Source organism: Candidatus Berkiella cookevillensis (assembly GCF_001431315.2).
Classification (GTDB): domain Bacteria; phylum Pseudomonadota; class Gammaproteobacteria; order Berkiellales; family Berkiellaceae; genus Berkiella_A; species Berkiella_A cookevillensis.
On record NZ_LKHV02000001.1, the window covers coordinates 1306552 to 1322878 of the forward strand.

13 protein-coding genes are annotated in these 16327 nt (G+C 38.8%); 10 read left to right on the top strand and 3 right to left on the bottom strand.

The features are described from left to right. Positions 1-216 precede the first annotated feature (216 nt). From rnhB to CC99x_RS05560, 5 genes are all read left to right on the top strand, one after another. Entirely contained in the window at positions 217-792 is a 576-nt protein-coding gene (gene rnhB / locus CC99x_RS05540) for a ribonuclease HII (protein WP_057622862.1), read from the top strand. Next, on the top strand, positions 779-4255 hold the full coding sequence (gene dnaE / locus CC99x_RS05545) for a DNA polymerase III subunit alpha (RefSeq protein ID WP_057622860.1): 3477 nt from the start codon (positions 779-781) through the stop codon (positions 4253-4255). The genes rnhB and dnaE overlap by 14 nt, the downstream gene beginning before the upstream one ends. Before the next feature lie 470 nt (positions 4256-4725). Continuing rightward, positions 4726-5256: a hypothetical protein gene (locus tag CC99x_RS05550; protein WP_141651862.1), complete on the top strand. Its 531-nt coding sequence runs from the start codon at positions 4726-4728 to the stop codon at positions 5254-5256. A 170-nt stretch (positions 5257-5426) separates the two neighbouring features. Further along, the gene (locus CC99x_RS05555; RefSeq protein WP_057622855.1) at positions 5427-6059 is read left to right on the top strand and encodes a hypothetical protein; all 633 of its coding nucleotides are present in this window, start codon (positions 5427-5429) and stop codon (positions 6057-6059) included. Between the two features lie 132 nt (positions 6060-6191). Next, the gene (locus tag CC99x_RS05560; protein WP_057622853.1) at positions 6192-6812 is read left to right on the top strand and encodes a hypothetical protein; all 621 of its coding nucleotides are present in this window, start codon (positions 6192-6194) and stop codon (positions 6810-6812) included. 308 nt (positions 6813-7120) lie between these two features. Here the strand turns inward: CC99x_RS05560 and CC99x_RS05565 are convergent, their stop codons facing one another. From CC99x_RS05565 to bufA2, 3 genes are all read right to left on the bottom strand, one after another. Further along, positions 7121-7903 (bottom strand): HvfC/BufC N-terminal domain-containing protein, encoded by a 783-nt coding sequence (locus CC99x_RS05565; RefSeq protein WP_057622851.1) that lies wholly within the window; start codon positions 7901-7903, stop codon positions 7121-7123. 3 nt (positions 7904-7906) lie between these two features. Beyond that, positions 7907-8911, bottom strand: coding sequence for an MNIO family bufferin maturase (gene bufB, locus CC99x_RS05570; RefSeq protein ID WP_077065313.1), 1005 nt, complete (start codon positions 8909-8911; stop codon positions 7907-7909). A gap of 105 nt (positions 8912-9016) precedes the next feature. Continuing rightward, positions 9017-9274 (bottom strand): BufA2 family periplasmic bufferin-type metallophore, encoded by a 258-nt coding sequence (bufA2, locus tag CC99x_RS05575; protein ID WP_057622849.1) that lies wholly within the window; start codon positions 9272-9274, stop codon positions 9017-9019. Positions 9275-9525: 251 nt separating this feature from the next. On the opposite strand from bufA2, the gene CC99x_RS05580 reads away from it, so the two are divergent. From CC99x_RS05580 to eno, 5 genes are all read left to right on the top strand, one after another. Beyond that, positions 9526-10479 carry an acetyl-CoA carboxylase carboxyltransferase subunit alpha gene (locus CC99x_RS05580; RefSeq protein ID WP_057622847.1) on the top strand — a complete coding sequence of 318 codons (954 nt, stop codon included), beginning with the start codon at positions 9526-9528 and terminating at the stop codon, positions 10477-10479. Between the two features lie 302 nt (positions 10480-10781). After that, positions 10782-12164, top strand: coding sequence for a tRNA lysidine(34) synthetase TilS (tilS, locus tag CC99x_RS05585; protein ID WP_057622844.1), 1383 nt, complete (start codon positions 10782-10784; stop codon positions 12162-12164). 252 nt (positions 12165-12416) lie between these two features. After that, positions 12417-14051 carry a CTP synthase gene (pyrG, locus tag CC99x_RS05590; RefSeq protein ID WP_057622842.1) on the top strand — a complete coding sequence of 545 codons (1635 nt, stop codon included), beginning with the start codon at positions 12417-12419 and terminating at the stop codon, positions 14049-14051. Between the two features lie 123 nt (positions 14052-14174). Then, positions 14175-15008 carry a 3-deoxy-8-phosphooctulonate synthase gene (kdsA, locus tag CC99x_RS05595; RefSeq protein WP_057622839.1) on the top strand — a complete coding sequence of 278 codons (834 nt, stop codon included), beginning with the start codon at positions 14175-14177 and terminating at the stop codon, positions 15006-15008. 18 nt (positions 15009-15026) lie between these two features. After that, positions 15027-16316 carry a phosphopyruvate hydratase gene (eno, locus tag CC99x_RS05600; RefSeq protein WP_057622837.1) on the top strand — a complete coding sequence of 430 codons (1290 nt, stop codon included), beginning with the start codon at positions 15027-15029 and terminating at the stop codon, positions 16314-16316. The last annotated feature ends 11 nt before the right edge of the window (positions 16317-16327 follow it).

Here is a 16327-nt window from a genome sequence, read left to right on the forward strand (position 1 = left end):
GGCATACTTATCGATGAGCATTGCGAATCAGGATCCCACTTTTTGAAGGGGGAGGCGCACTGACAAGTGCGCAAGGGGGATTTATGCTGAGGGCAAAGTTCAAAAAGCTAAATCCCTCTGCTCGTACAGCTATGCTGAACGAGCGTCTCCCTTTACAAAGTGAGAAAATGTTCGCCTTGCGAACGAGCATAAAAAGCAAAATAACAGGAAATAACAATGATAATAGCAGGTTGCGATGAAGTGGGCAGAGGGCCATTAGCAGGGCCTGTGATGGCGGCAGCCGTTATATTGCCAGCAAGTTATGATTTACCAGGTTTAACTGATTCTAAAAAGCTCAGCGAAAAGAAAAGAGAGCGGCTTTTTGATGCCATTAAAGAACAGGCTGTTGCGTGGACAGTGGCAGAAGCTTCTGTAGAAGAGATTGATGAAATTAATATTCTTCAAGCAAGCTTGTTGGCAATGAAGCGTGCCATTGAAACTTTAAGTATCACGCCTAATAAAGTATTAGTCGATGGTAATATGTGCCCGAAAATACAATTAGATTGTGAAGCCATTGTTGGTGGTGATCTCACAATACCCTCTATTAGCGCGGCATCGATTATTGCGAAGGTAACAAGAGATCGCCTCATGTTAGAATTAGATCAAAAGTATCCGAAGTATGGATTAAAAGCTAATAAAGGCTATCCAACTAAAATACACTGTGTGGCGATCCAAGAACATGGTCCCTGCATTATTCATAGAAAGTCATTTGCACCGATTCGAGATATGATTAAACAATATGAGCAATCATAAATTCATCCATTTAAGCGTTCATTCGGAATATTCTATATTCGATAGTATTGTGCGCCTTGATGATTTATGCGAAACAGCGGTTGATCAAGAGATCCCTGCTTTATGTGTTACCGATCTTTGTAATTTGTTTGCAACCGTTAAATTTTTTAAAAAGGCGATTTCAAAAGGTATTCAGCCCATTATTGGAGCAGAAATTTGGTTGGAGTCTCATTTAGAACATATTGCAAGCAGTAAAATTATTTTACTGTGTCAAAATAAAATAGGCTATCTGAATTTAACAAAGCTGATTACGGCTTGTTATAAAGAAGGTAAGCGTCTCAAGCTCCCGCTGGCTAAATATAAATGGATAAAGAATTTTAATGAAGGCTTGATTGCGATTGCCAAAGGATATGAGAGCGATATCGCGCAATTGGTTGCGCTAGATAAAATAGAAACTGCTGAGAAATGTATCCAGACATGGCAAGAATGGTTTGGAGATAGATTCTATTGCGGATTAACACGCTATAATCATAATCCTGCCCTTGAAAAAAAAATTATTTCAGTTTTGCAAAAATACACTTTAGCCATTGTGGCCTTAAATGATGTTGTGTTTATTGCACCTACAGAACATGAAGCCCATGAAGCACGGGTTTGTATTCAAGAAGGGGCAACGCTGGAGCAGCAAAATAGGCTAAGCTTCAGCAAGGAACAATATTTTAAATCGCCTAAAGAAATGGCTGATTTATTTCATGATTTACCCTCTAGTATTGAAAATACTGTTCAAATAGCAAAACGTTGCGCATTTTTCTTAGAGCTAGGGGCGCCGGCTTTACCTAATTTCCCTGTGCCAGAAGGTGAAACAGAAGAAAGTTTCATTGAAAAAGAATCTTTTAAAGGCTTAGAACAGCGGCTTAAGCATAAATTTCTCTTGCAAAAATATTCAGAAGAAGCGCAAATAAAAATCAAGCAAGATTATGAAGATCGTTTAAAAGTTGAGCTGGCTGTTATTAATAAAATGGGCTTTCCTGGATACTTCTTGATCGTTGCTGACTTCATTCAATGGGCAAAAGCACATGATATACCCGTTGGGCCAGGCCGTGGTAGTGGTGCAGGATCGCTTGTCGCTTATGCGCTTTTAATTACAGATATTGATCCGATTGATTATGAATTGCTTTTTGAGCGATTCTTAAATCCTGAGCGGGTATCCATGCCTGACTTTGACGTCGATTTTTGCATGGATAAGCGTGACAATGTCATTGAGTATGTTGCAGAACGTTATGGAAGAGACAGCGTTTCTCAGATTTCCACTTTTGGTACAATGGCTGCAAAAGCCGTTGTCAGAGACGTTGGAAGAGTACTCGGGCATCCTTATGGCTTTGTTGACCAAATTGCCAAGTTGATACCTTTTGAGCTTGGGATAACTCTCGATAAAGCCTTAGCGCAAGAAGAAGCTTTGCAAGCTAAATATGATACCGATGAAGAAGTCAAAATTTTAATCGACTTAGCAAAAAAATTAGAAGGTATTATCCGAAATGTGGGTAAGCATGCAGGGGGAGTTGTGATTGCACCTTCTGCCTTATCTGATTTTGCGCCACTTTATTGTGAAGAAGGCAGTGAACAAACGGTAACGCAGTTTGATAAAGATGATGCTGAAACCGTTGGTTTGGTAAAATTTGACTTTTTGGGCTTGCGCACACTTACTATTATTCATTGGGCTGTTAAAAACGTAAATAAAATACTTGAGAAAAGTAATAAGACGCCTATCGATATTAATCATATTAAGATAGATGATCCTACTACTTTCAAATTACTGAAAAAATGCCAAACGACCGCTGTCTTTCAGTTAGAGTCACATGGTATGAAAGAGCTGATTAAGCGTTTGAGTCCCGATCAGTTTGAAGAAATTATTGCATTAGTCGCGCTGTTTCGACCTGGCCCATTGCAATCTGGGATGGTGGATGATTTTATCAATCGAAAACATGGTAGGGCTGAGGTTGTCTATCCGCATGAGAAAATTGCACCTATTTTGAAGCCTACTTATGGCGTAATTTTGTATCAAGAGCAGGTAATGCAGATTGCTCAGGTACTTGCCGGCTATAGCTTAGGGCAAGCAGATTTGCTAAGACGCGCTATGGGTAAGAAAAAGCCTGAAGAGATGGCAAAGCAGCGTGCGGACTTTGTGACAGGCTCGGTCGAACGTGAGGTTGATAAAGCACTGGCAGAGTCAATCTTTGACTTAATGGAAAAATTCGCAGGCTATGGTTTTAATAAGTCTCACTCAGCCGCCTATGCGCTTGTTGCCTATCAGACAGCCTGGTTGAAAGCGCATTTTCCAGCTTGCTATATGGCAGCTGTACTTTCTGCAGATTTGAACCACACAGATAAAATTGTAAAATTTATTGATGAATGCAGAGATGCTAAATTAAAAGTTATTCCGCCTAATATTAATATTTGTAATTATTTTTTTACCGTGGGTGACAATCAAGAAATATTATATGGTTTAGGTGCAATCAAGGGCGCGGGTGAGAGCGCGATACGAAATATTATTGATGTTAGAAATAACGGGCCATTTAAAGACTTATTTGAGTTTTGTCAGCGTGTTGATCTTAAGAAAGTAACTCGAAGAGTGCTGGAGCCTTTGATTAAAGCAGGTGCTTTTGATTGCTTAGGAGAAGACAGAGGCACTTTATTGGGCAATTTAAATGATGCCATTAAAGAAGCAGAAAATACGAAAAAAGACACAATGACAGGGCAGATAGATTTATTTTCTGATCAGCTGTTTTCTAATGAAGTATCAATAAAAGCACATTATACAAAAAATCCAGATTATCTTTGGTCTGTTGCTAAACGATTGCAATTTGAAAAAGATGCTTTGGGCTTATACTTCTCGGGGCATCCCATTGAAGTAGTTGCGCATGAACTCTCACAGTTTGGTGTAGTCACCTTGAGATCGGTGATGACATCACAAAAAGATCAGAAAAAATATATTGCTGGGTTGGTTATGCAAGTGCGCACCTTGCAAACCAAAAAAGGCGATCGTATGGCTTTTGTTACTTTGGATGATCAAAGCGCACGGACTGAGATTGCTTTGTTTTCAGATCTTTATCAATCTAAAAGAGATGTGGTTGTTAAAGACAATCTTATTATCATTGAAGCAGAGATCGGCTTTGATAGATTTCGTCAAGCTCAGAAAATTAGAGCACAATCTATTTTTACAATGGATGAGTTAAGAGCCAGAAAAGCCAAATATTTAAAAATTACTGTGCATGAGAATAAATTTAATTTAAATAGCATTGCACTGTTAAAAAATCTCTTAGAACAAAAAGAAAGAGGTACTTGTTCTATTGTCTTGGAATTTCAAAAACTAACCGCAAATGGATCTTTGAAGTTTAATGAGCGTTGGAATATCGCTTATTCAACAGAGATTGTTTCTGAGTTAAAAACCAAGGTGAAGGAGATTGATGCTGTTGAGGTTGTTTATTAGAGATAATTGTATAAAAATTATTACTTTTTCTGCAAAAAACTGAAAATTTATCATTAATGCCACATTCAAAGCGTTGAGCAATCGCCTGTATTAGATGCGATTCAAATATATTTGAATCAATTTAATCATAAAGCGCTCGATAGGATGTCAGTAGATAATCAGCCAAGCATGGTGCCGTAAGTAACAAAGAGCAACAGCTTAAGAATGGCTATATAGTCTTTTCACATGATTTTTGCGGAGTGGCAACAATGCTCGTCCCGTCTATAACAAGTTATTGGTGTAATTGCTCATTTTTCTTAGCACATACCTTAGATCCATAATTTTTGTGCCGTTTGGCGTGAAGGCTTGACATTTTTAAGTTTGCTATATAACATGACGTCAGCTAAAAATACCCTTGAGTGCGTGCAATAGTAGTCCTCTTGTTGGGTCTTGGTATAGAATTCAATCAACGTTATGTTTTTAAGGTGCTGATGATGAAAAACAGTCCTGTGATGAGTGAAGAAGAACAAAAGCAAACAGATGAAGCAAATGAGTTAGCACTTGCCTTTTTTGACACAATCAAAAAACGTGAAAGGCAAAAGCCGTTTAAAGCATTAAAAACAATCCCCAAAAAAAGATTCAAAGCAAATAATGCGATTAGTTTAACAATTGATGAAGATCAATCCATTGACTTTAAATTTGCAGGTGGTGTTACACATTTTCGATTTGCTGCAAATACAATGGTAGGGCTTGAGCCTGTTAAAACTTTTATAAATGATTTTGTGAAGACTTTCAAAGAAAAACATCCTGGCGAAACACCTTTCTTTGAATTAAAAGCTTATAGTAAAGAATCACTGGATAGAACTTTATTGGCCTTACAAGCCACAGGTGTAAAAGTGAATAAACTTATACTCGTGGACGAGACAGGTAAAGAACAGATTATTGAAACGCCTGAACAAATTAAAGAATATTATAGCGCATTAAAACAGCCAGCAGATAAGCAGAAAAAGAAGCCAAGCTAATTTTCTACTCATCTAGTTAAGAAATGAACAAAGTGAATGATGTTCTTCCCTTGGTATCAAGGGAAGAGGCTCGCGTTAGTGAGCAGATGGATTTTTAAATTTATGTTTTAAAAATTCCTTATTAAAAGCCTCGCTCTTAAGTCTCTAAAATGTTGTAAAGGAATATTGACATGTACAGCATAAAAAAAATAATAAAAAAGCTTTCTGTATTGACGTTATTTATCACCCACTTGTTGACGGCACATGCAATGCCAAGCGATCCCACTTTGATTGATTATAAAGTGTCTGGTAGCGGTCACTCTCCTTATTTTTCGCCTGAAAATGTTGTGCTGATTTTGGGGCGTCCTTATGTGTTAATCATTGAAAATGATTTTGATAATGCGATTAATTTTGTTTTTGAGAAATTTGGTTCGACGGTCTACACCCATTATCTTCAAGGTGTCTCTGGCATGAGCCAACAAAACATGACCATTCCACCGCATACAAAAGTGACCTGGATGTTTGAAGCAAATCAACCGGGTGAGTTTTTGGTTTATGCTATGAATATGGGAGTAGGTCAAAAGGGTGAGCCGAGCAAATTAATCGTTAAATCGCTTCGAGAATCTGCCAAACCTTTGCCCTCGGATTTAGCCTTCGAAAGCAACGGAAGCAGTCTAAGCGAATCCTTAAAAGCATTACAGCGTGATATACCTGATAGAGAGCAGGACGAATCAGCTCAAAAAGCAAAAGAAGCCCAGGAAGAAAATGCGGCGAAGCAACGCAAAGAGCGTAAATTAAAATTCTGGGGTGGTACAAGTGATTAATTTTTCCGTATTATTAAATGATTAGAAGCTATGCTCTAAAGTTTATTGCGGTTGTACTTCAAGTTTTTAGGGTGTATTGCCGATATACAGTTTAGACAGAATAACCTATTTAATGATAAAGGACTTATGCGCATGGGTAAAATTCCAGCGATAAAACTTGCAGTATTCTCGTTTTTTATAATGCAGTTTTCTATGCAATCCTGCTATGCAGGCGCTTCCGATGTGCAAAAGAATGATAATGAAAAACCTGTAGACAGGGTTGAGACACTGCCCAATCAATGTGATTTATTTACACAGATCCCAATTGGTGCTCCTATTGAAGAAGCCGTAAAGTTATTAGGGCAACCATTGGAACAAAATGATATTAGTTTAGTCATATACACTTGGCGCATTGATGATAATTTTTTATCTTTACAATATGACAGAGGGCAGCTGACAACTGTTGAAATTGATCAACAATGCCAAGATCAAAAAAATAAAAATAAGAAAGCTTGTGATTATTTTTTTAAGTTCAAAGCAAACTGGCCTGAATATGCTGCCGTTGAACAGCAGCTTGGCAAGCCTGTTGATTCTGAAAAAATACAACGCGATGAATGGGTATGGCGCAATAAAAGTGAGAAAGTATATTTAGAAATTAAAGACAATGAAGTTCAGCACATAGAATGTATTCCTGCTGAAATAAAATATATTTATGAAGATGCGCCAGAATCTGAAGATGCTTCTCATCCGCAAGATGATTTTGATATGGAATAGATTTTGTAAAAATATCGGCTGATTCTACTCTGTATTTATCTAACCTCCCCCGCCCTTTGGGCACCCTCTCCTGACAACAGGAGAGGGAAAGTGCCATATTGTTATTTTGTTTAGAAAAAATCTATTGAACAACGACAAACTATGTGGTTGCTCGTCTCTTTCCTATTAAGCCATTTCAGAGATTTGATTATAAAATATTGCTGCCTATTCTTCGTTCGCAAAGCGAACATTTTCCCCTCTACCAATTTGGGAGAGGGTGACCTGAAAGGGCGGGTGAGGGTTAAATATGAGATAAGTAAACATATTATTTACTGAACAATAACCTCTGACACCATTTCTGAATGTATCCAAAATTGTAAATTTGAAATAGCAAAGGCAGGTATTTCTGTCTCTTCCATTATGTCATTTAATTTTTCTAAGCATTCATGAAAGCATAATCCTTGGTGCATGCTATTAAAGAGTAGCGCTTGTGCCGGTGTAATTGAATGATAGAGACTTCTCAGTCCTTTTCTCCAAATAAACCAATGTTGAGCTTCTTCTAATAAATTTGGATTTCTTTGCGCTTCATTGTTTTCAATAGATTTCCAAAGAAAAGGGGTATCCCATTGATAGTGTTTCAATATCACACTGGGATGAAAGCTGAGCTTCAGTGTTGACCATGCTTCTTCAGGCAAGTTATTTAATTCTGCCTGTGTAATAAGTGGCGCATCTGCTGCATCCAAGGTGCTCATGAGTGCCCATTCAAAATCGGCCATTTCAGAGAATATGGGATATTCTGAATAGGGTGCGCAATCTTTTAAAAACTGACTAAAATATTGACCAAAATATCGAGCAGAAAAATGTGTTGAGGGATATGCTTTTAAATAGGATAAAAAAGCATGCTCAAATTGTTCCTCTCCAAGCAAAATAAGCGTTTTTGAATAATCTTGTTGGGTGATATCGAGCAATCGAAGTCGATAAGCATCAAAATAGATGTTTAATCTTTTTTCTTTGGGTAAATCATCTTCAACAATAGCAGGGAGTATATCTGCAATCTCGCCTGTGAGAAGATAACCTTGGAAGCCATTTTGTATATCTATTAACTTTGACATATTTTACACAACTTTAAAAATATCATTAGAAGCTGTCTCAAAAGTGCTATTTTTTATTGATCCTTCGTTGCCGCTCCTTTTGCGCTGCTCATTTACCTCTATGTAAACAGCACTACTCAAAGAATCTGTACCTTGGCTGAACGAAAAATTATTATTTCTGGGACAGTTTCTAGCAATGTCTTTTGCTTGTTCAAGTTCTAACAGCAATTCTGCAAGTGGCGGAATATGATCATCTCGTTCGATCATGGTAGATACTTTTCCAAATCGTTCAACCGCCTTTGCGTATAATTCCCACACGGAATCAATAATGGGGTGGTCATGCGTATCAATAATGTGATCGCCATTATTTGTGTGTCCCGCAAGATGAAATTGTTGGACGCGTTCTTTAGGAATAGCCTCTAAAAAAGTAAGAGGATCAAACTTATGATTAAAAGAGCTTACATAAATATTATTGATATCCAGCAGGAGTAGGCAATCTGCTTGAGTGCAAAGTTGGGCAATAAATTCCCATTCCGTCATTTCTGAGTTAGCATAAGCTAAATAGCTAGAAACATTCTCGATGAGTAGCTGTCTACCCAAAAAATCTTGTACCGTGCGGATTCTTTCACTCAAGTAGTTGAGTGCTTCTTGGGTATAAGGCAAAGGTAATAAATCGTGCATATTTTTATGGTGGATGCCTGTCCAGCACAAGTGATCAGAAATCCATTTTGCATCAATACGAGCTGCCAAATTCTTTACTTGTTTGAGATAATCCCAGTTGAGTGGATCACTACTTCCGATAGACATTGAAACACCATGCATAACCATGGGATAACGTTCGCTTACTTGATCAAGGTAATATAAAGGTTTGCCACCAGGGACAAGGTAGTTTTCAGTGAGGGCTTCAAACCAATCAATAGGTGGGTTGCTTTCTAAAATTGTATGGTAATGATCTGTTCTTAATCCTAAACCAAAACCTAAATAACCAAGTGGACTGCTTGGGCGGGAAGTGTCGGTATTTGATTCCACAATGCGCTTTCCGTACTACAGAATATGTTTATATTAATTATAAAAATTAATAAGGCAGCCGAAGCTGCCTTATTAACTAACAGAGCAAAAAATAATGCCTAAGCATTAGTCTCTTACTGAGCCACCGTTGGCTAAGCATTCACTCTTAGTCATATAAACCCAGCCAGAGCTCTTGCAGCTATTACGACCTTTGCAAGAATTGCTAGGTGTTGCACATTCACTAGAACCTTTACAAGCGTTAACGTTAGAACATTTTACTAACGCTTCTTGAGATTCACCGCAAAGTGTTGTACAACCAGTTGCGAATAAAGCTGCTGCTGTAGCAGCTAATGTAAGACCAATTTTGATAGACGTCCGTTTCATGAAACATAACTCCTAACAAGTATTTGTTTGTTAGTTAATAACTAGTACGTGAATTGAACAAGTTGAGTTTCCTAGGTTCTAAGCTCGAAAACTAAAAAACTAAACCATGTTCCAAGAAGCAGTATCACAAGATTTATAGAGTAATTACAAGCGTTTGTTTTATTTTTTTTATAAAATTTGTTGGACTGCTTGCAGAATGGTATGATTGCCGGGCATTAGGTGGTCATTTGCACGTTTTTAAGAGGTCTTTAATGAATCAAAACTACCTGGATTTTGAACAGCCAATTGCTGAATTAGTAGAGAAGATCGAAGAATTAAGACATGTCGGTTCAGATTCTGAAATTAATATCAGTGAAGAAATTCTTCGTCTTGAGGCGAAAAGCAGAGATTTAACTAAATCAATATTTAAGAATCTCTCAGCATGGCAAGTTGCTCAACTAGCACGTCATCCTAAAAGACCTTATACGCTAGACTACATTGAACACCTCTTTAGTGATTTTGATGAATTGCATGGTGATCGCGCTTTTTCTGATGATAAAGCGATTGTGGGAGGCATAGCTCGTTTTGAGGGTGAACCTGTTATGGTCATTGGCCAACAAAAGGGCAGAGACACCAAAGAGAAAATTGAACGTAATTTTGGCATGATGCATCCAGAAGGCTATCGTCGTGCAAAACGACTCATGGAATTAGCTGAAAAATTTGAGCTGCCCGTTATCACATTGATTGATACACCAGGCGCCTATCCAGGCATTGGAGCTGAAGCTCGAAACCAAAGTGAAGCGATAGCACGCAATCTTTACGTCATGTCGCAGTTAAAGACCCCCATCATTGCCATTGTCATTGGAGAAGGATGTTCCGGAGGAGCTTTAGGTATTGGCGTTGCCGATCGCGTATTAATGTTGCAGTACAGCTATTATGCAACTATTTCGCCTGAGGGATGTGCTTCTATTCTCTTCAGAAATGCCGAGAAGAAAAGTGAAGCCGCTGAAATGATGGGCATTACCGCAGATAAGTTGCTTGAACTTGGTTTGATCGATGGCATTATCCCTGAACCTTTAGGGGGAGCACATCGTGACATTGTTAAAACGGCTGCTTCTGTAAAAAAATATTTACAAGAAAATCTTAAGCAATTAAAACGCCTATCTCTAGAGCAGTTGATGGAAGAGCGCTATAAGAAAATTATGGTGCTTGGTACGGATGTTTAAAAGTCTTTAAAAGTGTTGACTCTAATATTGTGTCATGCCAGCGAAGGCACATATTCTTCGTTCGCAAAGCGAACATTTTCTCACTTTGTAAAGGGAGACGCTCGTGCAGCGTAGCTGCGCCGAGCAGAGGGATTTAGCTGTTTGACCTTAAATCCACAGCATAAATCCCCCTTGCGCACTTATCAGTGCGCGTCCCCCTTCAAAAAGTGGGATTTTTTATTCGCTACGCTCATCGAGAGTTCTGTTAAAAATATAACTCTGTGGCGTAATCAAAAATGTGACTAAGAAACAGCTTTAAAAATATGAGATCTGTAACGATGAATGATTGCGTAAATGAAATTTACAGCGCTCTTTTTCAGGCTATTTCTGCATTACCTTACCTCGAATTTCCGCATAAACGCACCTTGATTGTTGCCTATAGCGGGGGCAAGGATTCTCATGTTTTATTGCATGCACTTCATGCGCTCTCTTCTCAACATTCATTTTCGATAAAAGCCTATCATGCACATCATGGGCTTAGTTTATTTGCAGATGATTGGGCACGGCATTGTCAGACTATTTGTAATGATCTGCAGATCCCTTTAGAAATATTTAAATTAGCACTTCATAAACAAGCGGGCGATTCGCTCGAAGCCTTAGCAAGAAACGCGCGCTATCAAGCATTTGCTGCGAAATTAGAAGTAGGTGACCTTGTATTGACAGCGCACAGTGAGGAAGACCAAGCAGAAACTGTTTTATTGAACCTTTTGCGTGGCACGGGTTTAAGAGGCTTATCGGGTATACATTTGCATTCCGATTTAGGTAAAGGAAGCTTATTGCGTCCTATGCTGACTGTATCCCGTAAAAGCATTATGAGATATGCCGCGCATTTTAATTTAAGATGGATTGAGGATGAGAGTAATCTTAATCTACAATTTAAGCGAAATTTAATTCGAAAGAACCTTTTACCAGTGCTTGACTCGGTTAATCCAACGGCAGCACATCAGCTTGCTAAGTGTGCACGTTTAGCTTTTGAATCTCAAATGCTTTTAGAAGAATATCTGCATCATGATCTTCAGGAAATATTAGATGGGCAATTACGACTTGAGTTGAATGGCTTGGTTAAGCATGCAATCCCTAAAAGAAAAGCATTGTTGCGTTTATGGATTAAAAATGCAGACATTCCTTTACCGACTGAGAAAAAATTGATGGATATTCTGGTGCAGGTTTTCACCGCTGCACAGGATAAAAATCCAACGATACAATGGAAAGGCGGAGAGATCAGACGCTATCAAAATAAATTATTTTTAAAATCCATATCAGATAAACAGCTTGTATCTTCTGTCCCTGCTACGCAGCAGCCCTTAACTTGGTATTTGGGTAGGCCTTTGGCATTAGCGCAGGGGCAAGTATGGCGTAGCATACCAACACGGGGTAAGGGCTTGGCTTTGAAACATTTCTCCTTGAATCCCTCATTGACTGTTGCCTTTCGCCAAGAGGGAGAACGCTGTCAATTAGCAGGGAAAAATCATACACAGAGTCTAAAACAATTGTTCCAAACCTTGAAAATCCCACCGTGGGAGCGTGATAGCGTTCCCCTTTTTTATCATGATGGACAATTGATTTCAGTGGGGGATTATTGTGTTTCCAATAAGTATCGAGTGACAGCGGAGGATGAGGCTGGCTTGTTGCTCACAAACAAGTAATTTAAGTAACAATTTTGCATTGTCTTATGAGTTACTCAACTTTAGTCATGAATAGACTCGAAAGCGACACTTTCTGATACTGCCGAGCGTTCTTAGGCAAAATTTTGACTAATATCTTTGGAGTAGTAACTCATATTTTGTTAGAATAGCCTCCCATCTAGCACAAACTTCTCAATCATGTTGAAAAAAGGTTTTTTGATTCCAAAGACCATTTTTCTTAATTTTTTAATCACAGTAAATCATAGGTATTAGATGGCACGCTATATATTCGTTACTGGGGGTGTTGTTTCCTCCTTAGGCAAAGGTATTGCTTCTGCATCACTTGCTTCTATTCTTGAGTCTAGAGGATTGTCAGTTAACCTTCAAAAACTAGATCCCTATATTAATGTCGACCCTGGTACCATGAGTCCTTTCCAGCATGGTGAAGTTTATGTGACCGAGGATGGCGCAGAGACCGATCTTGATCTGGGACATTATGAACGCTTTGTTCAAACGACAATGTCACGCAAGAGCAATATTACAACTGGCAGTATTTATGCAGATGTGATTGCCAAAGAACGGCGTGGTGACTATTTGGGCGCCACTGTGCAAGTAATCCCACATATTACGGATGAAATTAAATCACGCATTTTCAATGCAGCCAATGGTGCTGATGTTGTCATGGTCGAAATTGGTGGCACCGTCGGTGATATTGAATCATTACCTTTTTTAGAAGCCATTCGACAAATTCGCATGGAGTTGGGTGCGCAGAATACTTTGTTTATTCATCTTACCTTGGTGCCGTTTCTGTCTGCCACAGGTGAAATAAAAACCAAGCCAACACAACATTCTGTAAAAGAATTACGTTCGATTGGTATACAGCCAGATATTATTATCTGTCGCTCTAAGCAGCCTATTCCAGAGAGTGACAAGAAGAAAATTGCTTTGTTCACCAATGTTGAAGAAAGAGCCGTCATTAGCTCAATTGATTTAAAATCAATTTATGAAATACCTGAAGCACTGCATAAGCAAGGTTTGGATAATATCGTCATTGAAAAATTAAATTTAACAAGTCAGGCAAAACCAGCTGATTTGAGTGATTGGCACGAAGTTGTGCATCGCTTGAAACACCCTAAAAAAGAAGTCAACATTGGGCTCATTGGAAAATATATTGAGCTTATGGATGCCTATAAATCATTAAATGAAGCCCTGATTCATGCAGGTATTCATACCTTAACCAAAGTAAACATCCACTATCTTGATTCAGAAGAGATAGAAAAAAATGGTACTGAGGCACTTGCAGCACTCGATGCTATTTTAATTCCAGGTGGATTTGGAAATAGAGGCATTGAAGGCAAAATTAAAGCAGCACAATTTGCGCGAGAAAATAAAATACCTTATCTAGGTATTTGCTTAGGTATGCAAGTTGCTATCATTGAATTTGCTCGTCATGTTGCAGATATGCCGACTGCCAATAGTACAGAATTTGATCTTCATACTGCATATCCTGTTGTTGGTCTTATTACAGAATGGACAGATGTTTCAGGTAGTAAAGAAAAAAGATCGACAGGCTCTGATCTCGGCGGCACCATGCGTTTAGGTGGGCAATATTGCCGATTAAGCATGGGAACGAAAGCCTACGAGAGCTACCAAAAAGAAGGCATTATCGAACGCCATCGTCATCGCTATGAAGTCAATAATACCCTGATTGATCAATTAACCGCTCAAGGCTTAATTGTTTCGGGGCGTTCGCAAGATGGTAATTTGGTTGAGATGATTGAGTTAAAAGATCATCCTTGGTTTGTTGGGTGTCAATTCCACCCAGAATTTACTTCTACACCACGTAAAGGGCATCCATTGTTTATGGATTTCATCAAAGCTGCAATTGAACACCATGAGCATTTATAACGGGTAAGGATTCGCCTTTTCGGCACCCTCTCTCACAAATTGGTAGGGAGGGATGCTCGCTTTGTGAACGAAGAAAGAATCAGTGCAGTCATACATATGTGAAAATGAAAGATAGGGTCTGTTATGAATATTTGTGGATTTAATATTGGCGTGGATCAACCATTTTTTCTGATTTCAGGACCCTGTGTCATTGAATCAGAAACTTTGGTATTAGAAACGGCGGGTGTTTTAAAAGAAATAACAGCGCGATTAGGCATCCCCTTTATTTTTAAATCATCCTTTGATAAAGCCAATCGTTCTTCGCATGGTAGCTTTAGAGGGCCTGGTATAGAGCAGGGACTTAAAATCTTAGAAAAAGTAAAAACACAAATTAAAGTACCCGTTCTTACAGATGTGCATGAAGATACGCCCCTTGCTGAAGTGGCAAGTGTTGTGGATGTTTTGCAAACGCCCGCCTTTTTATGCAGACAGACCAATTTTATTCAAAATGTTGCGAAGCAAAATTTGCCCGTTAATATCAAAAAGGGGCAGTTTTTAGCACCCAATGACATGAAGCATGTTGTTGAAAAAGCACGCGCTGTAGGCAATGATAAAATTATGGTCTGCGAACGTGGGGCAAGCTTTGGTTACAACAACCTCGTGTCTGATATGCGATCATTAGCTATTATGCGTAGCTTTTCTGACGCCGTTGTTTTTGATGCAACACACTCTGTTCAATTGCCAGGTGGTCTTGGCAATGCTTCTGGCGGGCAAAGAGAGTTTGTGCCTGTGCTGGCAAAAGCAGCCATTGCTGTGGGTATCGCTGGGCTTTTTATGGAAACGCATCCTGAGCCTGAAAAAGCATTGAGTGATGGGCCTAATTCATGGCCGTTGCATAAAATGGCAAGATTGCTTGAGACCTTAAAAGAATTAGATCAAATTACAAAAAAGGAACATTACGCATTTGACGTTGTGTAATTACATGAGAGGAATAGGATGTTTAATATCAAATCATTACATGCCAGGGAAATATTAGATTCACGTGGATTTCCAACGGTAGAAGCGGAGCTTTGCTTAAATTCAGGTGCAAAAGCCTTGGCCTCTGTGCCTAGCGGTGCCTCTACAGGCACCTATGAGGCATTAGAATTACGAGATCAAGACTCAACAAGGTACATGGGCAAAGGTGTGCAAGCGGCTGTTAATAATGTATGCAAAGTCATTGCACCCAGTGTTATTGGAAAATCATTTGCTGATCAAGCTGCCCTGGATCATTTCTTATTGTCTCAAGATGGTACAGCTAATAAAAGTAAATTAGGCGCAAATGCAATATTGGCTGTTTCATTGGCTTTTGCTAAAGCATGCGCGCTTGAAAAGCAAGTTCCTCTGTACCAACATTTGTCTGAGATCAGTTCAAACAAACTCTCTATGCCTGTGCCCATGATGAATATTCTTAATGGGGGTGCACATGCTGACAATAATGTAGATGTGCAAGAATTTATGATAATGCCTGTTGGCGCAGAGAACTGGAACCAAGCTTTGCAAATGGGTGTTGAAATTTATCATGCACTTAAACATGTATTACGTGAAGGTAAACTGATGACAGGTGTTGGTGATGAAGGTGGTTTTGCACCTAATTTATCTTCAAACCAAGAAGCGCTTGATAAGATAATGTCTGCTATTGAAAGAGCTGGATTGGTTGCTGGCAAAGATGTTTTCTTGGCATTAGATGTTGCTGCAAATGAATTGTTTAATGATAATAAATATTATCTTGCGTCAGACAATAAACAGCTCAGTGCAACACAGCTGATTGATATGTATGAAAGCTGGGTGCAGACATATCCTATTTTATCCATTGAAGATGCATTGCAAGAAAGCGATTTCAGTGGCTGGCAAGAAATAACAGAACGTTTAGGTTCTAAAATTCAATTGGTAGGCGACGATGTTTTTGTTACCAATCCCACGCGCTTAAAACAAGGGATTGAAAAACAAATTGCAAATGCAATTTTAATTAAATTAAACCAAATAGGTACCTTAACGGAAACCTTAGAAACAATTGCACTTGCCAAAAATGCACATTATCAAACGATTATTTCGCATCGTTCTGGCGAAACAGAAGAAAGCTTTATTGCTGATCTGTCTGTGGGGGTAGGTGCGATGCAAATTAAAACAGGTGCGCCAGCAAGGACAGATAGAATTGTAAAGTATAATCAGCTAACGCGTATTTATGAGCAATCTAAAGCGGTATACGCTGGTAAGCATTCTTTTACAAAGTGGCTACATAAATAATTGATTAAAAT